The sequence below is a fragment of the Mycobacterium sp. SMC-2 genome (assembly GCF_025263485.1).
Taxonomy (GTDB): domain Bacteria; phylum Actinomycetota; class Actinomycetes; order Mycobacteriales; family Mycobacteriaceae; genus Mycobacterium.
On the sequence record NZ_CP079863.1, the window covers coordinates 2,236,777 to 2,257,724 of the forward strand.

Annotated in this window: 20 protein-coding genes and 1 pseudogene; 9 read left to right on the plus strand and 12 right to left on the minus strand. The window is 65.6% G+C overall.

The genetic code is table 11. The annotated features are described in order from the left end of the window. Positions 1 to 494 precede the first annotated feature (494 nt). Positions 495 to 896: a DUF4189 domain-containing protein gene (locus KXD96_RS10685; protein WP_260744535.1), complete on the plus strand. Its 402-nt coding sequence runs from the start codon at positions 495 to 497 to the stop codon at positions 894 to 896. A 51-nt stretch (positions 897 to 947) separates the two neighbouring features. Here KXD96_RS10685 and KXD96_RS10690 read toward each other — a convergent pair whose 3' ends face one another. Then, the gene (locus tag KXD96_RS10690; RefSeq protein ID WP_260744536.1) at positions 948 to 1,889 is read right to left on the minus strand and encodes an NADP-dependent oxidoreductase; all 942 of its coding nucleotides are present in this window, start codon (positions 1,887 to 1,889) and stop codon (positions 948 to 950) included. Between the two features lie 135 nt (positions 1,890 to 2,024). Between KXD96_RS10690 and KXD96_RS10695 the strand changes: the two genes are divergently transcribed. The 3 genes and pseudogenes from KXD96_RS10695 to KXD96_RS10705 all read left to right on the plus strand — a co-directional run bounded on the left by KXD96_RS10695 (position 2,025) and on the right by KXD96_RS10705 (position 4,221). After that, the gene (locus KXD96_RS10695) at positions 2,025 to 2,510 is read left to right on the plus strand and encodes a MarR family winged helix-turn-helix transcriptional regulator (RefSeq protein WP_260744537.1); all 486 of its coding nucleotides are present in this window, start codon (positions 2,025 to 2,027) and stop codon (positions 2,508 to 2,510) included. 438 nt (positions 2,511 to 2,948) lie between these two features. Next, positions 2,949 to 3,143, plus strand: coding sequence for a long chain fatty acid-CoA synthetase Faa4p (locus KXD96_RS10700; RefSeq protein ID WP_260745313.1), 195 nt, complete (start codon positions 2,949 to 2,951; stop codon positions 3,141 to 3,143). A gap of 339 nt (positions 3,144 to 3,482) precedes the next feature. Further along, a pseudogene (locus KXD96_RS10705) lies at positions 3,483 to 4,221 on the plus strand (SDR family NAD(P)-dependent oxidoreductase). Here KXD96_RS10705 and KXD96_RS10710 read toward each other — a convergent pair. The 7 genes from KXD96_RS10710 to KXD96_RS10740 all read right to left on the minus strand — a co-directional run bounded on the left by KXD96_RS10710 (position 4,218) and on the right by KXD96_RS10740 (position 13,381). Beyond that, complete coding sequence (locus KXD96_RS10710) at positions 4,218 to 7,046, minus strand: RND family transporter (protein ID WP_260744538.1); 2,829 nt, start codon at positions 7,044 to 7,046, stop codon at positions 4,218 to 4,220. The pseudogene KXD96_RS10705 and the gene KXD96_RS10710 sit on opposite strands and share 4 nt — an antisense overlap. Further along, a complete protein-coding gene (locus tag KXD96_RS10715) occupies positions 7,043 to 7,438 on the minus strand; it encodes an MmpS family protein (protein WP_260745314.1) in 396 nt (131 codons plus the stop codon). The genes KXD96_RS10710 and KXD96_RS10715 overlap by 4 nt, the downstream gene beginning before the upstream one ends. Positions 7,439 to 7,656: 218 nt before the next feature. Next, on the minus strand, positions 7,657 to 8,094 hold the full coding sequence (locus tag KXD96_RS10720) for a hypothetical protein (protein ID WP_396878407.1): 438 nt from the start codon (positions 8,092 to 8,094) through the stop codon (positions 7,657 to 7,659). An 89-nt stretch (positions 8,095 to 8,183) separates the two neighbouring features. Then, the gene (locus KXD96_RS10725; protein ID WP_260744539.1) at positions 8,184 to 9,641 is read right to left on the minus strand and encodes a hypothetical protein; all 1,458 of its coding nucleotides are present in this window, start codon (positions 9,639 to 9,641) and stop codon (positions 8,184 to 8,186) included. A gap of 84 nt (positions 9,642 to 9,725) precedes the next feature. Continuing rightward, positions 9,726 to 10,349: a hypothetical protein gene (locus KXD96_RS10730; RefSeq protein ID WP_260744540.1), complete on the minus strand. Its 624-nt coding sequence runs from the start codon at positions 10,347 to 10,349 to the stop codon at positions 9,726 to 9,728. Positions 10,350 to 10,392: 43 nt separating this feature from the next. Further along, the gene (locus KXD96_RS10735; protein ID WP_260744541.1) at positions 10,393 to 12,900 is read right to left on the minus strand and encodes a glycogen/starch/alpha-glucan phosphorylase; all 2,508 of its coding nucleotides are present in this window, start codon (positions 12,898 to 12,900) and stop codon (positions 10,393 to 10,395) included. A gap of 157 nt (positions 12,901 to 13,057) precedes the next feature. After that, positions 13,058 to 13,381 carry a multidrug efflux SMR transporter gene (locus KXD96_RS10740; RefSeq protein ID WP_260744542.1) on the minus strand — a complete coding sequence of 108 codons (324 nt, stop codon included), beginning with the start codon at positions 13,379 to 13,381 and terminating at the stop codon, positions 13,058 to 13,060. Between the two features lie 67 nt (positions 13,382 to 13,448). On the opposite strand from KXD96_RS10740, the gene KXD96_RS10745 reads away from it, so the two are divergent. Genes KXD96_RS10745 through KXD96_RS10760 form a run of 4 tightly spaced genes read left to right on the plus strand, consistent with a single transcriptional unit; the run spans position 13,449 to position 16,613 of the window. Then, complete coding sequence (locus KXD96_RS10745) at positions 13,449 to 14,372, plus strand: alpha/beta hydrolase (RefSeq protein WP_260744543.1); 924 nt, start codon at positions 13,449 to 13,451, stop codon at positions 14,370 to 14,372. After that, positions 14,360 to 14,794 (plus strand): DoxX family protein, encoded by a 435-nt coding sequence (locus KXD96_RS10750; protein WP_260745316.1) that lies wholly within the window; start codon positions 14,360 to 14,362, stop codon positions 14,792 to 14,794. Before KXD96_RS10745 ends, KXD96_RS10750 begins: the two co-directional genes overlap by 13 nt. A 46-nt stretch (positions 14,795 to 14,840) precedes the next feature. After that, positions 14,841 to 15,644 carry an SDR family NAD(P)-dependent oxidoreductase gene (locus KXD96_RS10755; protein ID WP_260744544.1) on the plus strand — a complete coding sequence of 268 codons (804 nt, stop codon included), beginning with the start codon at positions 14,841 to 14,843 and terminating at the stop codon, positions 15,642 to 15,644. After that, positions 15,645 to 16,613 carry a phosphotransferase family protein gene (locus tag KXD96_RS10760; protein WP_260744545.1) on the plus strand — a complete coding sequence of 323 codons (969 nt, stop codon included), beginning with the start codon at positions 15,645 to 15,647 and terminating at the stop codon, positions 16,611 to 16,613. Here the strand turns inward: KXD96_RS10760 and KXD96_RS10765 are convergent, their stop codons facing one another. Beyond that, positions 16,614 to 16,841, minus strand: coding sequence for a hypothetical protein (locus KXD96_RS10765; RefSeq protein WP_260744546.1), 228 nt, complete (start codon positions 16,839 to 16,841; stop codon positions 16,614 to 16,616). A 246-nt stretch (positions 16,842 to 17,087) separates the two neighbouring features. Here KXD96_RS10765 and KXD96_RS10770 point away from each other — a divergent pair, with 246 nt between their 5' ends. Continuing rightward, on the plus strand, positions 17,088 to 17,735 hold the full coding sequence (locus KXD96_RS10770) for an MspA family porin (protein WP_260745317.1): 648 nt from the start codon (positions 17,088 to 17,090) through the stop codon (positions 17,733 to 17,735). On the opposite strand, the gene KXD96_RS10775 is transcribed toward KXD96_RS10770, so the two are convergent. From KXD96_RS10775 to KXD96_RS10785, 3 genes are read right to left on the minus strand one after another with little or no spacing between them, the layout of a single operon-like run. Then, positions 17,732 to 19,027, minus strand: coding sequence for an acyl-CoA dehydrogenase family protein (locus KXD96_RS10775; RefSeq protein ID WP_260744547.1), 1,296 nt, complete (start codon positions 19,025 to 19,027; stop codon positions 17,732 to 17,734). The two genes, KXD96_RS10770 and KXD96_RS10775, sit on opposite strands and share 4 nt — an antisense overlap. After that, complete coding sequence (locus tag KXD96_RS10780; protein ID WP_260744548.1) at positions 19,028 to 20,173, minus strand: CaiB/BaiF CoA-transferase family protein; 1,146 nt, start codon at positions 20,171 to 20,173, stop codon at positions 19,028 to 19,030. Next, a complete protein-coding gene (locus KXD96_RS10785; protein WP_396878766.1) occupies positions 20,170 to 20,946 on the minus strand; it encodes an enoyl-CoA hydratase/isomerase family protein in 777 nt (258 codons plus the stop codon). The genes KXD96_RS10780 and KXD96_RS10785 overlap by 4 nt, the downstream gene beginning before the upstream one ends. Between the last annotated feature and the right edge of the window lie 2 nt (positions 20,947 to 20,948).

Below are 20,948 nucleotides of genomic sequence, written 5' to 3' on the forward strand. Positions count from 1 at the left end.
AATCCACCGAGCCGCCGCCTGCAGCGCAGCCCGTGCACTCGGATCGGACTAGTCGGGTGGACCACGTTTGGGCCCTGGTGGGTATCGCCGCCGGTGTCGTCTTCATCGTGGCCGTGATCTTTTTCTCGGGGTTCTTTATGGGCCGGGCTTCGGGCGGACCCTACGGCGGGCACGGGATCTCCAGCGGCGGCCGCGACGCTACCTGCCCCATGATGGGATCCGGCGGAGGCGTGGGACCCGGCATGATGGGCCCGGGAGGATCGACGGCCCCTGGGCAAACGGCGGCTACCCCGACGCCCCACCCGTAGCGCCGCGCAACCGTAGATCGGACAGAGAAATGTTGGCGCCCAACGTATTTGGCTTCGGCAGAATCACTTCCTGCGTCGTCTCAGGCCTCTGATTCACAGACCTCAGAGAGGGGGTCGGAAATGCTCAATAAGCGCCGGCACCGAATTGCGCTTGCAGCCGGGAGCGTGGGGGTTACAGCGGGGTTGATGATCGTGGCGCTTCCGTTGGTTCCGCAGATAGGCGCCAATATCGACAATGCTGCGCTGTCCGAGATGGGTATGGCGCCCGAAATGCCCGTCCCTCGTGTCATGCACTACGGTGCAATCGCCTATGCCCCGAGCGGCGCATGGGGTAGATCTTCGGGTTACGTATCGCAGGCACTAGCGAATCAAGCCGCATTGGAGCAGTGTGGCGACCCGGATTGCAGGGTGATCGTCGGCTTCTATGTGTGCGGCGCGGTCGCTTACGACGGCGTGACCTACATGGGAGGATCCGGCCTATCTCGGCAAGCGGCAGAAGCTGAAGCCTTGAACAGGCTGCCCGGCGGGAAGATCGTCAACTGGGTGTGCCAGCCGCACTGGGGCGGCCCGGTTACCCGATCACCGTAGACGACAGGGTTCATCCGAGCGTCGGGGTCACGGCACCCGTTCGAGCGCAAATCATCGCGCGGGAACGAGAATGGTCTTTCCCGGCAGGCGATTGGCGTCGGAGTCATCGTGCACGGTAGCGGCGTCGGTCAGCGGACGCCGGTCGGCGACGTCGATTAACAGCTGCCCGGCGTCGACGCGGCTGACGATCTCGGCCAGCTGCGCGGCGTCGCTGCGGACGAACATGCGCTGGGCGCGCACCTGCCGCGTCGGGTCCTCCGGTCCCGATGTCATGGTGCCGATGTGGATCCCGCCGTCGGCGACCAGGCCGACGAGGGCCGTGGTCTGCTCTGGTGAGGTACTGACCAGATTGAGCACTACGTCGAAGGGCTGTCCGGTCACGGCGAGCGGGGAGGCCGTGTAGTCGATGTAGCCGACGATCCGGTCGGCTCCGTAGCCCCGCAGGCGGGTTTCGCTTCGGCCCGAGGCGGTCGCTGTGACGACGGCTTCGGCCTGCTTGGCCAATTGAACCGCGTAGCCGCCGACGGCCCCGCCCGCACCGTTGATCAGGATGTTCTGCCCCGCCTGCAATTCCGCCGCCTCGAACAACGCCTGCCAAGCCGTCAAACCGACGGTCGGCAGCGCGGCGGAATCGGCTAGCGCCACCGACTTCGGCGCGGCGGTCAGCGCGGCGGCCGGGGCGAGCACATACTCGGCGGCGGCGCCGGGGGAATCCAGCGGAAGCAAGCCGACGACTGCTTCGCCGGCGTTCCAGCCCGTCACCCCATCGCCGAGCTCGGCGATCGTTCCGGCGACGTCGATGCCCGGAGTGTGGGGAAAGGAAATCGCGTACACCTCCGACAGGTAGCCACCGCGGATGCCCGCGTCGACCGGGTTGAATGAGGTCGCGGCCACCTGCACCAGGACTTCGCCGGGGCCGGGCACCGGCCGCTGAACCTCTTCGTACTGCAGGACCTCACTGCCGCCATAACGGTGATATTGCACAGCCTTCATGGTCTTCTCCGTTCCTCATGTGCTTCGATCTCGAAGCAGCTACTTCCCATAACTTGCTTCGAAGTCGAAACGATTCCCGGATCGCGGAGTGATGAACACCACGTTGCTTCGATGTCGAAGTTTTATGATCGCGGCATGCCGGAATTCCTCCGCCCCCAGCAGATGCGCACCTACTTTGCCCTGATGGAGGGGGTCAGTCTGCTGCAGTACGCCGTGCAACGGCAGTTACGGGCCGAGGGCGATCTCAGCTATGTGCAGTTCGAGATATTGGCCAAACTTGCCGATGCCCAGCGCCAGTTGACCATGACCGAGCTGGCCGACGGCGTGGTTTACAGCCGCAGCGGTCTCACCCATCAGGCGGGTCTGCTGGAGAAGGCCGGCCTCATCGCCCGCGAGGGCAGCGTCGATGACCAACGCGCCACCGTCGTTCGCATCACGGAAGCCGGCCACGCCCGTCTCGCCAAAGTCTTGCCCGGCCACATCCGCGTCGTCCGCGACCTGCTATTCGATGCGCTTTCCGGCGACGACGTGCGCGTGCTCGGCGACATCATGAGCCGAGCACGCGACCACATGCGCGCCCGACCATCGCGCTCGGCCGCCTCGCGCAAACGCCACCACTGATCCCAGCCCGCCTTCGTCCACGGTGTGCACCCGTGAGTGATGAACTTTGCCACCGCGGCGCCTGGACTCGTGCGACAACGAGGTTCGTGTGAAGGCCGCCGTCGGAGACGATCAGTTTCCCGTCGCCGGCCCACGTGGTGAAGCTGCGGCCTGCGAAATAGTCGCCGGGCTCCGCGTAGCGACGTAGGTGCTGTAGAGAGCTGGCGGGGCATTTGAACTCAAACATTAAGTCCCGGCAACGACTTGGTAGAGACTGCGTAGCGGGAACGAGCCGCGTGGCCTGGCCGATTAGGTTTTCGCCACCGTGCGGATTATTCTTGCCCGCGGTTCGATTGCGACTCTCCGAAAGCAGCCATGCCCATTCAGCCCACACTGCTGCGCCGACAATCGCTGCGCAGTGCCCGCGCACATCGGGCCGCTCCCCGCGTGAAGTGCCCAATGGTCGGCCAGTGCTTCGATATCGAAATCACCCGCGATGCTGACGGGTGGATGATTCGCATTCCCGAGATCGGCAGGGTCACCCGCACCAGCCGCCGGGGCACGGTGGAGCTGGCGGCACGGGAATGCATCGCCACCTGGACCGGCATTCCCATCGGTTATGTCGCCGTCTATGTCGTGAGCGAGCTCGGTTAGCGTCGCACGCACGTAGTCGCCAAGGTGTATCTCGCGCGTGACCTCGCCGCGACGATGACGCGAAACGCTCATCATCATGACGGTGCTTGCGGGGATCGCGGCCCTCGCCATGGCAACATGCGTCGGCTACTACCTCGGCCGGCGCGCGTCGCCGGCGGCGCCCACCTGGAAGAGGCGAACGAGTCGGGTCGCCCTAGGGCGGCTCGCGATCAGTCTTCTCGTCTTGTTAACCGCGCGCCGTGCGATGAGCCTGTGGGGGCCGAGATTGGTTGTTCCGCTCGGGCTGCTGCGCGGTAGCGTTGCGCGGATGCGCTCCTATTGACCACGAGGACTACTGGTATGTCTGCACTGCAGGGCAAAATTGCCCTGGTCACCGGAGCGTCGTCGGGACTCGGCGCTGAAACGGCCCGGCTGTTTTCCCGCCAGGGCGCAACGGTTTTCGGCATCGGCCGAGATGCGGGACGGTTGGCTGAGGTGTTCGCCGACGTCGAACATGGTTCCTACGCATCGGTGGACATTGCTTCCACGCGGGCCTCCCGCGACGCGGTCGAGCACTGCGTGCGCGAGTTGGGCGGGCTGGATGTTTTGGCCAACGTCGCCGGGAAACACCAGATGCGCCGGACGGAGTCGATGACCGATGAGGATTGGGCGCACGATCTCGCGGTCAACCTCAACGGGCCGTTCTACCTCTGCCGGGCCGCGCTGCCGCACCTGCTGGAGCCGGGCGGCAACATCGTCAATGTCGCCTCCATTGCCGGCGTCGAGCCGGGCGTACTCAGCCGCCTACTGCGCCGCCAAGCATGTGCTGATCGGGCTCACCCGCGCTTTGGCGGTCGAGTACACCGCGGATCGCCTGCGCGTCAACGCAATATGCCCGGGCGGGATGCTCGCGCCGCAACTCGAACACTTCAGTGCGCCGGACAACCCCAACTACGACCTGATCGTGCGCACGGCTTCGCTCCGCGGCATGATGCGGCCCATGGATGTGGCGAACGTGATCGCATTCCTCGCCAGCGACGCGGCGGCCGCCGTTCACGGCGCCGTCTACCGCGTCGACAACGGCAAGGGCGCTGCCTAGCGCTGCGGCTGCGGACGGCTCCGCACCAATGTTGGCCACCAGAACCACGGCCCGAGGATTCGCAGGATGCACGGGACGACGAACGAACGCACGATCAGCGTGTCGAGCAGCAGCCCGATGCACACGGTCGAACCCACCTGGCCGATCGTGCGCAGATCGCTGGTGAGCATCGCCAGCATGGTGAAGGCGAAGACCAGACCGGCCGACGTCACCACGCCGCCCGTGCTGCCGAGCGCCCGGATGAGACCGGTGTGAATTCCGCCGTGCAGCTCCTCTTTCACCCTGTTGATCAGCAGCAGGTTGTAGTCCGACCCGACCGCCACCAGGATGATGAACGTCAGGGGTAGCACCAGCCAGTGCAGGTGCAGGCCGACCAAGTGCTGCCAAACGAGTATGGACAGGCCGAACGCGCCGACGTAGGAGAACGCCACCGTCCCGGGAATCACCAAGGCCGCCACCAGACTTCGCGTGATGAACATCATGATCAAGAAGATCAGGACGAAGGCGGCGATCGCCGCGATCATGAGATCGGACATCGCGTATTCCTTGATGTCCTTGTCGTTGGATCCCGAACCCCCGATGTAGATCCGCGCGCCGGCCAACGACGTCTCTTTGAGGATCGTTTTTATCGCGTCGGGGAACTGTTCGACGTGTTCCACGCCTTCGGGGCCCATGGCGTCGCCCTCGTGGGTGACGATGAACCGGGCCGCTTTGCCGTCCGGCGACATCATCAGCTTCATGCCCGTCTTGACGTCCTCATTGTCGAAGCCTTCGTGCGGGATGTAGAAGAAGTCATCGCTGCGGGACTTGTCGAAGTCGTTGCCGACGTTGATCAGATCATCGAAAGTCTGCTCCGTTTGGACGGATTGCAGATCGGCAGACCCGTAACTGTTGACCAACTTCGACTGCAGGGCCTCGGTGTCGTCTGCGGTGGCTTTCAGTTGGGCGATGATTTGCGGGAAGGCCTTGTCCACTTCCTCGAGAGACACCTTCGCGTCCGCGATGTCGTCGGCCAGTTTGTCGATTTGATCGATGGTCTCGAACAGCGACCGGAACGTCCAGCATATGGGGATGTCGAAACAGTGTCTCTCCCAATAGAAGTAGCTCTTGACCGGGCGGAAGAAGTCCTCGACGTTCGAGACCTCGTCCCTGATGTCGTCGCTGACCCTTTGCAGGTCTTCGATGGTGAGTGTCGTCTGGTGCAGTTCGTCGGATACCTTTTGGAAAAAGCCGATCTCTTTTCGCAAGACCGCGACAGAATGCGCCTGGATGTCGGCCTGCGCATCAGTGTTGGAGTTCTGTTCCCTGTTGAACGGGAGTTGTTGACCGTTGCCGCTACCCTGCGTGGTGAACAGGTACGGAATGCTGGCGTGCTCGAGCGCCCGGCCCAAGGGTCGCGTCATGCCCTGCACCATCGCCACACCGCGCAGGCGGATCAGGGCCTTGGCGACCCGGTCCAGCGAGATGAAGTCGGCCGAGTTGCGCATGTCGTGATCGGTTTCGACCATCAGCATCTCGGAGAACAGCTTGCTCTTCGGGAAGTGCCGATCGGCCGCCTGGAAGCCGAGGTTGGCGGGCGCACTGGCCGGCTGGTACTGCCTGTCGTCGTAGTTCTGCCGGTAGGTGGGAACGAAGATCGCCCCGATCATGACGACGGCAGAACTGGCCGCCAGCACCGGTACCGGCCAGCGCACCACGCTCGCCCCGATGCGCCGGTAGAGGGTTCCTTTGGTGTTGGTCCTCGGGTCGAACATCCCGAAGAGGCTGCCGACGGTCAGGACCGCCGGGCCCAGCGTCATCGCGGCCGCGATGGTGAACAGCATGGTGATCGCGACGGCCGGCCCCATGGTGTGGAAGTAGTTCAGGCGCGCGAACGTCAAGCAGTAGCACGCGCCGGCGATCGTCAGGCCAGAGCCGATGATGATGGGCGCGACACCCTTGTACGCGATGTAGAAACTGTCCTCCCGGCTTTCGCCCGCCTGCCGCGCTTCGTGATATCGACCCATCAGGAAGATGCCGTAATCCGTTCCCGCTCCGAGGGTCAGCGCGATGACGATGTTCACGGCGAATGACGAGAGTTCGATGTATCCGTAATGGCCCAGCGTCGAGACAACGCCCTTCGCGACGAGCATTTCGATGAGCACCCCGAGCAAGGGCACCAAAAGGGTGGAAGGGGCGCGGTACACCAGCAGCAGCATCACGACGATGAGGCAGATCGTGACGATCGTGACGTTGTTCAGGCTGGCATTGGCGATGGCGAGCGTGTCGGAGGCCAGTGGGGCCGCGCCGCTGACATAGACCTTGAGGCCGGGCGGTGGCGTGTCCCTCTTGATGATGTCGCGGACGGCGTCCACGGACTGGTTGGCCTGAATCTGACCGATGTCGCCGGCGAGGCGCAACAGCACGTAGGTGCACTTGCCATCCACGCTCTGCGCGCCCGCCGCGGTGAACGGTTTGCCCCACAGATCCATCACGTACTGCACGTGCTTCGTGTCGTGCTGCAGGCGGCGCATCAGGTCGTCGTAGTACCGATGGTCCTGGTCGCCCAGCGGGCGGTTCGCCTCGAACACCACCATGGTCAAGTTGGTCGAGTTGGATTCGTGGAACTTCTCACCGATGTGCAGCAGCGCGCGCTGCGAGGGCGCGTAATGCGGCACCATCGGTCCGGCGAGTTCTTCGGCGACCCGTTCCACTTGGGGCATAAAGGTGTTCGTGGTGACCGCGAGTAGGCCCCAAAACGCAATGATCGGTATCGCGAAAGCCCGGACCATCCTGGGGATGAAGGGGCGTTTTGCCCTGGGCTCGTCGAGGCGATGCTCGGTCATGCGGATTTCACCCTGCACTGGACGTCGGCGTCTTGATGGTCGTCCGTATGTTCGTCGCGGACTACGCCATCCACCAACATCCGGCAACCCACGTGACCCCCGCGGACGTGCACCGAGATGCTGCCGGACGCCACCGAGAGCGTGGTGGTCTCCGTGTGGGACCACGGCAAAGTCGTGATATCAACCTCATGCGGATGGCCGTCGATGTCGATGTAGACGAGTTTCCCGCCCTGCGCGGAGCCGAACACCTCATAGGTGATCCGTTTGAGGTTGAACTGCTCGGGCGCCTGCGGGCCATTGACGGTGATGACCGGCTCGGGTTCCGAGAACTGGTGCACCTTGTACATGCACAGCAGTCCCACGCCGACCGCAACGACGGCAACCAGCGGCATCCAGGTTCGCTCCAAGACAGTCCTGCCGACTGAACGGGGGCTCACTCCATCACCTTTCGCGACCCAGTCCTAGACACTCCGCGCTTCATCTCCCCCACGTACGATCGCCAGGGGCCCCATCGTATATCAACCACATTGACATACGATGTCAAAGAGGATACTGCAGCCGGGCCGCAGGCGCGACCTCGGTGTGCCGAACCCCCGGTCACGCGGTTCGCTCAGGATGCGATGGGCGCGCCGCGCAGACGTTTCTTCAGCCGTGCGCCGCCGCGTAGCTGCAGGGCCAGGTTTGCGGAGGCGAACATGGGGATCAACCCGAGAAATGTTCGCTCGGAGGGCGTCGCTCCATGCAAGTGGTAGAGGCTGCCGAACACGTAAAAGCAGCCCAGCATGAACAACGCGCCGGGGATGCAGAGCGCCATGAAGGAGCCGCGATCGGCGACGATCTGCTTCGCGTACTCCAGCTCTTCCTGCGACATCGGTTCACGTTTGCGCAACTTGCGCACGACCTCTTTGGCGCTCCCGATTTCCTCGCTTATCGGGGTGGTTGTTCGTCTCTCCATCCGGCGAACGAACACGGTGGCAATCGCGGCCAGGACAAGCGCCAGCGCCAGCGCGACCACCGTCAGCAAACCGAACAATCCCTCGGTCACCATCCCGCTCCTTCCGACTCAGCGTTTCCGGCCCTTGACCACGTCGCGGATGACAACCGGTGGGTGCTCATTTGCGGAACCCTACTTCTCGGTCAGAACCCGAAGTCACCGCCGCCGGAGTCCGAGCCACCGCCGAAATCGGAGCCGCCGAAGTCTGATCCGCCTCCGGAGTCCCAACCGCCGCCGAAGTCTACGTCGCCGCCGCCGGAGTACGAGCTGTCGTTGCCTGAAAAGCTGGTGTCGCCGCCAAAGTCATAACCGCCACTGAACCCGACGTCGCTTTGCTGGCTGTCGTAGCCGGCGCTTTGGCCGCCGTCGTAGCCGGTATCCGCATACGCCGAGTCTCGGCCGGCCTCAAAGCCGCGGTCGTAGCTGCCGCCCCAATGGTCGTCCAGCAGCGCATCCATCAGCAGGACGTCGGTGAGCGCCCAACCCCAACCCGCGCCCCAGAACGAGTATGGGTAATAGCCGGGGTAGAAGAACATTCCGTTGTAGTAGCCGCCCCCGTAGTAGTGCGGATAACCGGGCTGCGGGGTGGTGCTGTAGTTGTTGTTGTTGATCGTCACGTACTCACCGGTGTCGGGATTCTTCGTCCGCACCGAGGCCTGCTTGCGGTCGGCTGCGGGCACCGAGTCGACGGCGGCGACGTTGGGTGTGGGGCGCCCGGGGTAGAGCTTCTGGTTGGCCCTGGCCACTGTCGACTCCACCACCTTCAGATGGGCCCGCGCCGCACCGTAGTCGCCGGCCTCGTAGGCCCTTCGGGCGTCATACAGGCTGGCGTTGGCCTTCGTCGATTCGGCGCTGACGTCCGTCTCGCTGTTGGTGAGGACCGCGTTGTCGAGGTCGCTGATATCCGATTCGGCGGTGATCAACTGCTGCTTGATCTGCTCGCGCGCCTCTGCGTCCTTGCCGCGCTTACGATTTCGGCTAACTGCGAACCAGATCAAGCTCACCACGCTCAGCGAGACGGCGAGAAAGACCAGCAAGCTCCACAGCCACGCCCAGCGGTCGGGGTTCTTCTGCGCGTCGGGAGAGGTCGTCACCGGCCCGTGGGAGGACACGCCCACTGTGGACACTTTGCTGACGAATTCACTCGTCGCGCCGTACGGGTCGTTCCGGTGGTCCCTGGCCGACTGGGCCATGAACGGATCGACGCTGTCCGCGATCGCCTTGGGCACGTTGTAGGCGCGCACGTGATAGCCCTTGGAGTCGATGACCAGGATGATCCCGCTGAACGCGGGGTTGCGACCGAGGATGACGTTGTGGATGGCATCCGGGGTGGTCACACCGGTCTGGCTGGGCGCCACCGCCACGACCCAGACCGGGGGCGTCGAACTCCACGTCCACCGGCTGGTCAGGATCTGGTCGTTCAGGCTGTCGGGGTTCTGCAACGGCGGTCGCGCCGCCGGATCGGCCAATACGTGCGTCTCGGCGTTGAACTTGGCCACCAGCTGATCTGTGTAGGTGTCGGCCGAGGCGGACGGCGCGAGCAGCATCGCCAGCGCCACGCTGAGCGGGGCCAGAACAAGCCCACGGAATCGTCGGGTCACTTTTCTCCTGCCAGGGGTCATTGGCTCGATCCTTGCGTTGGACGGTGAAAACGTCCACCCTCGGCCGACGGTCCACCGGCCCGGCTACCGCCAGGTCTGGCTTTGCTCGACGTATCCGCGGGGGAACACCGAGGAGTCGACACACGCCGCGGCCAATATGTCGCCCAGGTGTGGACCGACCGGCGCGGCGAGGGTGAGCATCGCGCCCGCCGATGGTGCCTTCAGGGTGGCGACATTGCGGTTGAGTAGCAAAAGACTGGCGTCGGACTCGATATCGCTCCAACCGGTGTGAACGGTCATCAGGGTGAGGACACCGAGCGCCTCGCCAGACGGCGACAACAAGCGATGATGCCAGGCGCTATCGGCCTTGTGCCCGGCGTGCGGCCGCATCACCGCCAGCACGGTGCCACCGCCGTCTTCCAGGCGTGCCGCGCCGTCGGTGGGGACGATCTTTCCCACCGGCGCGTTTCCGTTGGTGATGGTGGTGGTTCCGGCCACCGCGATCTTGAGTTCGTCACCGCCGGCTGACGACAGCGTGTACTCGCTCTTGCCCCCATTCTTGAAGCCGAATAACACCGCGGCGCCGCCCTTTTGTTGGGCGCGTGCCAATTCGGTGCCGTCGGGGGTGGTGAGATCCACCCGCAGCGCGTTGGATGTGGACCTCGTCAGGCGCGCGAGGACGACCGTTGCATCGCCAAGAATTGACATGGCGAGATCCTAGGCCCAGGTCGCGGTTACCGGTCGGTTTCTTTTAGATCTTGACGGTCAGCGGCCACACGTTCCAGATGTCGTCGCAGTACTCGGTGATGGCCCGATCCGATGAGAATTTGCCGCTGCGAGCGGTATTCAGGATGGACATCTTGGTCCACGACTCCCTGTCCTGCCATGCGGCGTTGACCTGCTCCTGGCAGTTCACGTAGGAGGCATAGTCGGCACACACCAGGAAGGGGTCCTCGGAGCGCAAGTTGTCCACCAGCGGCTTGAACACCTCGGTGTCGCCGTGCGAGAACGCCCCGCCGGCAATCAAATCCAGCGCCGCGCCCAGCTCGTCGTTAGCCTCCACGTAGTCGGCCGGGCGGTATCCGCGGGCCTGGACCGCCGCGACCTCCTGCTCCGTCAGGCCGAACAGGAAGAAGTTCTCCGGCCCCACCTCGTCGCGCATCTCCACGTTCGCTCCGTCGAGCGTTCCGATGGTCAGGGCGCCGTTGATCATGAACTTCATGTTCCCGGTGCCCGACGCTTCCTTGCCCGCGGTGGAGATCTGTTCGGACAGGTCGGCGGCCGGGTAGATCATGTGGGCGTTCTGCACGTTGAAGTTCGGCACGAACGCCACCTTCAGGAACCGGTTGACGCCCGGGTCGGCGTTGACGGTCTCCCCAACGGCGTTGATCAGCTTGATGATCCGCTTGGCCATGAAGTACCCGGGGGCCGCCTTGCCGCCGAAGATGAAGGCCCGCTGTGGTATCGACAGGCTCGGGTCCTGCTTGAGCCGGTGGTAGAGCGCCACGACGTGCAGGACGTTGAGGTGCTGACGCTTGTACTCGTGGATGCGCTTGACCTGAACGTCGAACATCCAGTCCGGGTTGAGTTCGACGCCGGCCACCGAGTGGATGTATTTGGCGAGGCGCGCCTTGTTGTTGCGTTTGATGTCGCGCCATTCCCGCCGGAAGGCGGCGTCGTCGACCAACGGCTCCAGCCCGCGCAGGCGTCCCAGGTCGGTCAGCCAGCCGTCACCGACGGTGCGGTCGAGAAGTTCGCGGAGCCCGGGATTGGCCAGCGCGAGGAAGCGGCGCGGCGTCACGCCGTTGGTCTTGTTGCTGAACCGCTCCGGCCACATCTCATAGAAGTCTTTGAGCACACTGCTTTTCAGCAGCTCGGAGTGCAGCGCGGCGACACCGTTGACGGCATGGCTGCCCACGGTGGCCAGGTGCGCCATTCGGACGTTCTTGCCACCGTTCTCACCGATGAGCGACATCCGACTGACCCGCTCGTCGTCGCCGGGGAACCGGGCCCGCACCTCGTCGAGGAACCGGCGGTTGATCTCGTAGATGATCTCCAGATGGCGAGGCAGCGCTTCGGCGAACAACTCGAGGGGCCAGGTCTCCAGTGCCTCGGGCAGCAGCGTGTGGTTGGTGTAGCCGAACGTCGCGACCGTGATGTCCCATGCCTCTTCCCATTCCAGCTCGCGCTCGTCGACCAGCAGCCGCATGAGCTCGGCGACGCCGATCGATGGATGGGTGTCGTTGAGCTGCAGGGCGAAACGCTGGGGGAGTTCCTTGACGGAGACGTCGGCCAGGTCGTCCATGATGTGCAGCACGTGCTGCAGGGAGCAGGACACGAAGAAGTACTGCTGCAGCAGGCGCAGCTGTTTACCGGCCTCCGGCTCGTCGTTCGGATAGAGCACCTTGGTGACGGTCTCCGACATGACCTCGTCCTCGACCGCCCCGTAGTAGTCGCCGGTGTTGAAGGCTTCCAGCGCAAACGACTTGACGGCGCGCGCGCTCCACAACGTCAGCACGTTGCAGGTGTTGACGCCGTAACCCTGGATGGGCGTGTCGTAGGCGACGCCCTTCAGCATCCGCCCGGGCACCCACCGCACCCGGTCATGGTCATCATCGTCGGTGTAGTGAGCGGTGTAGCCGCCCCACTTGACCAAGTAGTTGACGTCGGGTTTTGCTATCTCCCAAGGGTTTCCGTGGTCCAGCCAGTTGTCGGTCTGCTCGACCTGCCAGCCGTCGTGGATCTCTTGGTCGAAAATGCCGAACTCGTAGCGGATTCCGTAACCGATCGCCGGCCGTTCCAGGGTGGCCAGCGAGTCCAGGTAGCACGCGGCCAGCCGGCCGAGGCCGCCGTTGCCCAGCCCGGGTTCCTCTTCGCACGCCAGCACCGTGTCGAGGTTCTGCCCCATCGCCGCCAGCGCTTCGCGGGCCGCCCGCTCCATGCCGAGGTTCAGCAGGTTGTTGCCCAGTTGCGGACCCATCAGGAATTCCGCCGACAGGTAGCAGGTCACCTTTCGGCCGAGATCGAGCGAGGTCTGCGTCGACACCACCCGGCGGTCCTGCATCCGGTCGCGGACGGCCAGGGCGAGCGCCCGGTAGTAATGCTCGGGCCGCCGCGCCGCCGCGGGGCGGCCAATCGAGTAGCGCAGGTGGTCGTTGATCGCCCGCTGGAGTGCGGCCGCGCTCATCCCGGTGCGGGAGTGCTCGACGAGATCGGTCCGCGCGGGGCTGGAGGGAGAGAGTCCGTCGACGTCGGTCATGTGAGTCCTATCCCTCGAGGTTGCCGCCGCCGCACCGATGGGTCCGGGGATGAGAGACCGTCAGTCTGACAGCGATGTTTGCACACCAGGCGCGCAGTTGAAGGCCGTTGCGTAAACACAAGCTCACGGCCCGGCGACGGAACGGCGTTGGACCGGGTCAGTGGGCGCCGGACAGGTTCAGCGTGACCACGCCGGCGATGATCAGCGCCACCCCGGCGACCTTCGCTACGGACACCGGCGAGCCGAGAAACAGCACGGCGATGAGCACGATGAGGGCGGTGCCGATCGCCGACCACAACGCGTAGGCGACGTCTGTCTGCATGCCGCGCGCAATCGAGAGCGCCAGCAGCGCGAAGGAGACGGCATATCCGGTGAGGCACATGACGGTCGGCCACAGTCGGGTGAAACCTTCGGTGCTCTTGAGCAAACTGGTCGCCATCACCTCCGTGACGATGGCGCAGAGGAGAAACAGATAGTTCAAGACGCCTCCTTCCGTACGGACGTACGTGTATGTGTGTACAGGAGGAGTCGTGGAAGGATTGCGCCGTATGACGTTTCCCTCGCAGCCAATGAAGTTTGACGTCGGCGACGTGATCGGGGAGCAAGCCTTTCTGGCGGCGACTTACTATCCCGCGCGCGCCGGCGCGGAGGCGCTCGGGCTATTGATTTGCCTGCCGGGCGGCACCTACAGCCGCGACTATTGGGACCTGCGCATCCCCGGCCGTCACGGGTACAGCTTCGCCGATTTCGCCACCGGGAACGGCTACGCCGTGGTGACCATAGACCCGCTGGGCACCGGTGAAAGCTCGCAACCCACAAATGATTTCGGCTTCAACGACATCGCCGCGACCCTCGCGCATGCCGTCTCCGCGTTGCCCGGCGCAACCGGAGTTCACGCGCGCCCGGTGGCCATGGCGCATTCCCTCGGGGGCTACCTGGCAATCACCCAACAAGCGCTCTTCTCCAGCTTCGCCGCGCTGGCCTTGCTCGGCTGCACCAATCAACACGTGGCGCCGCTGAACCTGGACCCGGCATTCATCGCCCGGTCGGCAACCGCGCAGGGACGCGCCGAGCTCGCCCGGGAAATACTTGCCGCCCTGCCGCAGCCCTACTTCGATGGCTCGCGCGAATTTCTGCAGAGCTGGTTTCATTTGGCCGACGTGCCGGCCGACGTCGTCGCAGCCGACTGCGTCGTCGCGAAGTCGATGGTGCCGCGCGTGTTCGGCACCGCCATGATCCCCGGTGTCGTCGCCGAACACGCCGCACTGATCGACGTCCCGGTGCTGATCGGCTACGGAGCCGTCGACGTGTCACCGGACCCGCGCGCCGAGGCCGGCCTCTATCGCAGTTGCCCGGACATCACCACCCTGGTCCTGGCCGACAGCGCGCACTGCCACAACATGGCGTCGAGTCGGCATCGGCTTTGGCGGCGCCTGCTCGACTGGACGGCGGCCGTAACCTGTCGATCGTGACAAAGGAATTAAGTCGCTACGCCCCGGCGGCGCTGAGCGTGTTTCGGTTGGTCTACGGTTTGCTCTTCGCCGCCTACGGCTCGCGCAGCCTGTTCGATTGGCCGGTCCCGTCGCCGGTCCGCATCGAGTTCGGATCCTGGCCCGGCTGGTATGCCGGGTTGATCGAAGTCGTCGCGGGACTGATGATCGCTTCCGGACTGTTCACCCGCGCCGTCGCGTTCGTGGCCTCGGGGCAGATGGCGGTGGCCTACTTCTGGATCCATCAACCCAAGGCGCTCTGGCCCGTCGCCGATCCACCGGCGGGCAACGGTGGGGGCTTGGCGATCCTCTTCTGCTTCGCGTTCTTGCTGCTGGTCTTCACCGGCGGCGGAAGGTACTCGATGGACGCGCTACGGGGTGCGGCACTTCCCCTCGACCGGTGATAATGGCATTCTCTGATATGGAGAAGCCATTTCCATAGGAGGGTCGATGACGAGCGCGGACCAACGATGCGATGGGATGGTGGCCCTCGTCACCGGAAGCAGCCGGGGGCTGGGCAAGGCGATCGCCGCACGGCTGGCCGAGCGCGGGGCCACGGTCGCGCTGACCGCCCGCACGATCGACCCCGACCCGAAATACGACGGGTCGCTGAGTCAGACCCTGGACGAGATCGTGGCCGCCGGTGGGAAGGCAGTAGCGGTCCAAGCGGATCTGTCCCAATCCGAGGAGCGCGCGCGGCTTTTTGCCGAGGTGGTCAGCGCCGTAGGCGCCCCGGACATCCTGGTCAACAATGCGGCGGTGACGTTCCTGCGGACCCTGGACGGGTTTCCCGAACGGCGGGTCCGCCTGATGATGGAGATGCATGTGCTCGGCCCGCTGCAGTTGAGCCAGTTGGCGATTCCGGCGATGCGCGAGCGCGGGCGGGGCTGGATCCTGAACCTCACCTCGGTGGGCGGTGACCTGCCGCCGGGCCCGCCGTTCTCCGAGTTCGATCGCACCGCGGGCTTCGGCATCTACGGGACGGTCAAGGCCGCGCTCAACCGGCTGACGAAAAGCCTTGCGGCCGAGCTGTACGACGACGGGATCGCCGTCAACGCCGCCGCCCCCACCAATCCCGTCGCCACACCCGGAGCCGGCACGCTCGACCTGGCCAAGACCGACACCGAGGACATCGAACTGATCACCGAGACGGCCTTCCGGTTGTGCACCGGTGACCCGAAGATCCTGACCGGGCGCATCGCGCACACCCAGGCCTTCCTCACCGAGGTCGGCTGGGCCAAGTCCGCAGGCTGAATGGTCGAGCTAGATCCGGACGAGCTCCGGCGGCGGGTGGCGGGCGCCGGCGTCGCCGGTGTCGCCCCACTGGCCGGGGGCGCCTCCAGCCTCACGTTCAAGGGCGTTCTGGACGGCCGGCCGGTGGTCATCAAGGTCGCTCCGCCCGGCGTCGAACCGGTCGCGCATCGCGACGTGCTGCGTCAGGCCCGCATCATCAAAGCGCTTGCCGGAAAGCGGGTTCCGGTGCCAGAGGTGCTGTGGGAGGACCCAGGGGATCCACCGCAGACCCCGCCCTTGTTCGTCATGTCGCACGTCGAAGGGCACTGTGCCGAGCCGCTTTTCGACGGCTGCACAGATACCGTCGATCTTTCCGAGCGGTACCGCAACGCATGTCGGGCCATGGCCGCGCTACACAGTTTGTCGCCGGGCGAGCTCGGCCTGGGTGGGGAACCGATCGTCGATGGGGCCGCGGAAGTCAGGCGGTGGTCCGAGACGCTGCAGACCGTCGACGCGGCGCTGGTGCCCGATTGGCCGGGCGTGCGTGACGCGTTGTTGGGTTGTGCGCCAACGGCTATGGCGCCGAGCGTGGTGCATGGTGATTTCCGGCTGGGCAACCTGTTGGCCACCGGATCCCGCATCAACGCGGTAATCGACTGGGAAATCTGGTCAGTCGGGGATCCGCGTATCGACGCGGGCTGGTTTTTGATCAACTGCGACCCGGACACCTACCGGCGCGTTACGGGCTCGGCGGACATGGTGCCGCCCGTGGCCGAACTCGCCGAGACCTACCGAGAAGAGCTGGGCCGCGAGGTCTCCGACTTGGCCTGGTTCAGCGCGCTGGCGTGCTTCAAGTCGGCCGCGACGTGGTCGCTGATCGTCAAGCACAATCGGCGAAGGCGCACACCACGGACAGAATTGGAGGCGATGGCGGCAACACTCCCGAGGCTGCTGGATCGGGCGCGGTCACTGCTGGATCAACGTGGCTGATCAGCTGCAGTTGGCGCGAAGATTGTTGCACCACATTCCGACGCCGCCCCAGTCGCCCGACGGGCCGCTCTCATCGAGGGGGTTCGTCAGCATGGTCGGGTACTGAATCTCCCATTCGTCGATCGCGTCGAAAATGTCGGGCTGCTGGGCAGGGTCCGGCGACGCGAGCGCTACCCCGACCGCCATTCCGGTGCCGCCCGTCAAAGCTGCAAGGGCCGTCAAACCCATGACAAGTAGAGCAGCGTACCTACGCTTCATGATCGCGGCCCTTCCGTCGTCTGCCTGAACCGCCGAACTGACAGAGCTTAATTCTACCCCCGCGTCCGTATCGCATAAGAGTTACGAACGGACAACAACTTTGATCGGCCTCCCAGCAAATTTCGCGACTCCAAACGGCAAGTGCGTACGTTGTGGTCCGTGAGGCCGGTAGCCGTGGTCGTTCGTCGCGCCCTGGTGGTCGCCGTGTGCCTCGTCATGTCAGTAGTTACGGCGCCGGTGACGGCCGCCGATCCCGAGGTCGAGCCGGCCGGTGCGGCTGAGGCGCCGCCGGCCGACGGGGCGGTGCCCTCGAACCCTCCCGTCATCCTCAACACCCCCGACGGCTGGACCCTGGGGCTGGGCGCGAAGGACGAGGCGCAAGTTCCGGTGGCACCGCTGACCACCTCCGTCGCGTCGCGCGAATACATATCCAGCGGCATCTTCGCCGGCTCGCTGAGGGGATCGGAAGAGCCACACGGCGTCCTGGAAGTGGGCTACCAGATCGGCTGCGGGATCGATATGAGTACGTCCAACGGCGTGATCATGGAGGGCGGCACCGGCCTGATCCCGGGCGTCAGCCCGACCTTCGACACCACCGGTACGTTGCCGCCCCTGCTGCCGTATGTTTCCGCGCCCGTCAACGGCGCGCTGAGCATCGGCATGAAACCCGGCCTCATCATCACGGTGCCGGTGATCAAGAAACAATTCAAGGGTGCGAACCCCTGGGTTATGATCAGCAACTTCCACATCAAGATCGACGGGTGCGTGGGCCAGTCGTTCATCCGCTCCTATGCGGTGCTGACTCGAATGACCGACCTGTCCGACGTGGTGCTGTCGTACGTCGGCGTCACCAAATCGGTTTAGGCCCGGGGGATGCCGGCCAGCTTGTCGGCGAACTTCGCCTCCGCCGCCGCGCGCAGCCGCAGCAAATGTTCGGACGGGAACAGATCGGGCGCGGGCTCGCGGTCCTTCAACAGCAACCGGGCCAGCGTCACCTTGTGCACCTCGGTCGGGCCGTCGGCGAGCCCCAGCACGAACGACTCCACCAGGTACTGCACGAAGGGCATCTCGTGGGTGGTGCCCAGCGACCCGTGCAGCTGCAGCGCCCGCGACGACACGTCGTGCAGCACCTTCTGCATCATCGCCTTCACCGCCGAGATGTCGGCCCGCACCGCCTTGTAATCATTGAATTGGTCGATCTTCCAAGCGGTTTGCAGCGTCAGCAGCCGGAAGGCCTCGATCTCCATCCACGAGTCGGCCACCATCTCCTGGACGAGCTGCTTGTTGGCCAGCGCCTCGCCCTGGGTGTACCGCGACACCGCCCGCTCGCAGAGCATGTCGAAGATCCGGCGGACCAGGCCGACGGTGCGCATGGCGTGGTGAATGCGCCCGCCGCCCAACCGGGTCTGCGCGACGACGAAGGCCCCGCCCCGCGGGCCCAGCATGTGATCGCCCGGCACGCGGACGTTCTCGTAGCGGACGTAGCCCTCCCGCCCGCCGCCCAGCGGCTGGTAGCCCAGGCCGACGTCGCGCAGCACGTTGATGCCGGGAGTATCGCCGGGAACTACGAACATCGAGTAGCGCTGATAGGGCGGCGCGTCGGGGTCGGTCATGGCCATCACGATGATGAACGACGCCATCGAGGCGAACGACGAGAACCACTTCTCCCCGTTGATGACCCAGTGGTCCCCGTCGGGCACCGCGGTGGTGCGGAAGACCTTCGGGTCGGCACCGCCCTGCGGCTCGGTCATCGAAAAGCAGGAAACGATCCGGTTGTCGAGTAGCGGCTCCAGGTAGCGGGCCTTGAGCTCGGGGGTGCCGTAGTGGGCGAGGATCTCGCTGTTGCCGGAGTCGGGGGCCTGGGAACCGAACACGATCGGCGCGCACTCCGAGCGGCCCAGAATCTCATTGAGCAGAGCGAGTTTCACCTGGCCGTAGCCCGGGCCGCCCAGGTGCGGACCGAGGTGGGTGGCCCACAGGCCGCGCTCCTTGACGATGTCTTGCAGCGGCGGGATCAGCGCCTGGCGCACCGGGTCGCCCAGGTCGTGGGACTCCTTGACGATCAAGTCGATCGGCTCGCACTCCTCGCGCACGAACTCCTCGACCCATTTGAGTTGCCGTGCCCACGCGGGGTCGGTGGAGAAATCCCACGACATTTATCGTCCCCTCTTGCTTTGTGCCACCACGCCCGCGTCCTCGAGGGTGGCGATGGTTTCCGTGTCCAGTCCCGCTTCGCGCAGCAGCGTGCGGGTGTGGTCGCCCGGGAGCGACGGGGAAGCGGGGGTTGCCGGCCGGGTTCGGGAGAACCGTGGCGCCGGCGCGGGCTGGGTGACGGCGTCGATGGCGATGAACGTTTCCCGCGCCGCCAGATGCGGGTGCCGTGGCGCCTCGGCCAGCGAAAGGACCGGCGTCGCACAGCATCCCGGCGTGCCCAGCAGCCGCTCCCACTCCTCGCGCGATTTCTCGGCGAAGCGGGCGGCCAGGGCGGCGCGATGCGCGGCCCACTCCTCCGGCGCGTCTTCGTCCTGCGGCACGTCGACGCCGAGACGATCGCACAGTTCCGCGTAGAACTTCGGCTCCATCGCGCCGACGGCGAAGTGGCCGCCGTCGGCCGTGGCGTACACGCCGTAGAAGTGGGCGGCCCCGTCAAGCAGATTGTCGTGGCGCCGGTCGCGCCAGGTGCCGGCGGGCACCATCCCGAAATACGGCGCCAGCAGCGTCGCGACCCCGTCGACCATGGCGACATCGAGGACCTGACCGACGCCGGATTCGCGGGCCTCGAGGATGGCGCTGAGCAGGCCGACGGCCAGCAGCATTCCGCCGCCCCCGTAATCCCCGACCAGATTCAGCGGCGGCACCGGGGATTCGGCTGTGCCGATGCCGTGCAGGGCGCCGGCCAGGGCGATGTAGTTGATGTCGTGACCGGCGTGGCCGGACAGGGGTCCGTCCTGCCCGTACCCGGTCATGCGGGCATACACCAGCCGGGGATTGCGCCGGCACAGCTCGTCCGGTCCGATGCCCAGGCGTTCGGCCACGCCGGGCCGGTACACGTCGACGAAGGCCTCCGCGTCGGCAACCAGGCGGTACACCAGGTCCCTGCCGCGGGGATCCTTGACGTCGGCGGCGAGCGACCGCTGGCTGCGACGCACCGTGTAGTCGATGGGGAGCGGACCGTCCACACCCGGCAGACCATCGACGCGGATGACGTCGGCGCCCAAGTCGCCCAACAACATTCCGCAGAACGGGGCGGGCCCCAGGCCGCCCATCATGACGATGCGCACGCCATGTAGCGGTCCCGTCATGACGACCACTTCTTGCGGCGCTCGGCCGCCTCGTCCGTGGCGTGCGAGATCACCTGGTTGCGGTTCTCCAGCTCCAGAGCCGCCGACAGACTCGCGGCGTCGGTGTTGACCTGCAGCGCACGCTTGGTCAGTTGTGCGCCCAGCGGGGAATGACTCGCTATCAGCGCCGCCAACTCGACCGCCCGTTCGGCCAATCGCTCCGGCTCGACCACCTCGCTGACCAGGCCGCGCCGATCGGCTTCGGCGGCCGGAACGGTGCGACCGGTGAGCATCCAGTCGGCGGCCACGCTGGTGCCGACGATGCGCGGCAGGTGGTAGCTCATGCCCATCTCGGCGCCGGAGAGGCCGAGCAGGATGGCGGCATTGCCGAACGATGCTGTCTGCGAACAGATTCGGATGTCGGCGGCCAGGCACAGCGCGAGTCCGGCCCCGACGCAGGGGCCGTTGACCGCGGCGACGACGGGTTGCGGCAAGGCCCGGACGGCTTCCGCCAGGGCGGCCATCCGCTCTTGGAAGCGCATCCGGTCCAGCGCGGGTGCGCTGGCCTGAAGCATCGACGGGCCGAAGTCCCGCACGTCGATCCCTGCGCAAAAGCCGCGCCCGGCGCCGGTCAGCACGACGGCGCGCACCGAGTGGTCGGTTCCCAACTCGGCCAGCGTGTCGCCCAATTCGGTTTGCATCACCTCGTTGATGGCGTTGAGCTGCTTCGGGCGGTTCAGGCGCAGCACGGTGACCCCGTCGCACGGCCGCTCGAGCTCCAGCGCGCGCGGCACGA

Coding starts and splice junctions, on each gene's coding strand:
- KXD96_RS10685 (WP_260744535.1), top strand. CDS start 495: ATGATCGTGGCGCTTCCGTTGGTTCCGCAGATAGGCGCCAATATCGAC.
- KXD96_RS10690 (WP_260744536.1), bottom strand. CDS start 1,889: ATGAAGGCTGTGCAATATCACCGTTATGGCGGCAGTGAGGTCCTGCAG.
- KXD96_RS10695 (WP_260744537.1), top strand. CDS start 2,025: ATGCCGGAATTCCTCCGCCCCCAGCAGATGCGCACCTACTTTGCCCTG.
- KXD96_RS10700 (WP_260745313.1), top strand. CDS start 2,949: ATGGTCGGCCAGTGCTTCGATATCGAAATCACCCGCGATGCTGACGGG.
- KXD96_RS10710 (WP_260744538.1), bottom strand. CDS start 7,046: ATGACCGAGCATCGCCTCGACGAGCCCAGGGCAAAACGCCCCTTCATC.
- KXD96_RS10715 (WP_260745314.1), bottom strand. CDS start 7,438: ATGCCGCTGGTTGCCGTCGTTGCGGTCGGCGTGGGACTGCTGTGCATG.
- KXD96_RS10720 (WP_396878407.1), bottom strand. CDS start 8,094: ATGGTGACCGAGGGATTGTTCGGTTTGCTGACGGTGGTCGCGCTGGCG.
- KXD96_RS10730 (WP_260744540.1), bottom strand. CDS start 10,349: ATGTCAATTCTTGGCGATGCAACGGTCGTCCTCGCGCGCCTGACGAGG.
- KXD96_RS10735 (WP_260744541.1), bottom strand. CDS start 12,900: ATGACCGACGTCGACGGACTCTCTCCCTCCAGCCCCGCGCGGACCGAT.
- KXD96_RS10745 (WP_260744543.1), top strand. CDS start 13,449: ATGACGTTTCCCTCGCAGCCAATGAAGTTTGACGTCGGCGACGTGATC.
- KXD96_RS10755 (WP_260744544.1), top strand. CDS start 14,841: ATGACGAGCGCGGACCAACGATGCGATGGGATGGTGGCCCTCGTCACC.
- KXD96_RS10760 (WP_260744545.1), top strand. CDS start 15,645: ATGGTCGAGCTAGATCCGGACGAGCTCCGGCGGCGGGTGGCGGGCGCC.
- KXD96_RS10765 (WP_260744546.1), bottom strand. CDS start 16,841: ATGGGTTTGACGGCCCTTGCAGCTTTGACGGGCGGCACCGGAATGGCG.
- KXD96_RS10770 (WP_260745317.1), top strand. CDS start 17,088: ATGTCAGTAGTTACGGCGCCGGTGACGGCCGCCGATCCCGAGGTCGAG.
- KXD96_RS10775 (WP_260744547.1), bottom strand. CDS start 19,027: ATGTCGTGGGATTTCTCCACCGACCCCGCGTGGGCACGGCAACTCAAA.
- KXD96_RS10780 (WP_260744548.1), bottom strand. CDS start 20,173: ATGACGGGACCGCTACATGGCGTGCGCATCGTCATGATGGGCGGCCTG.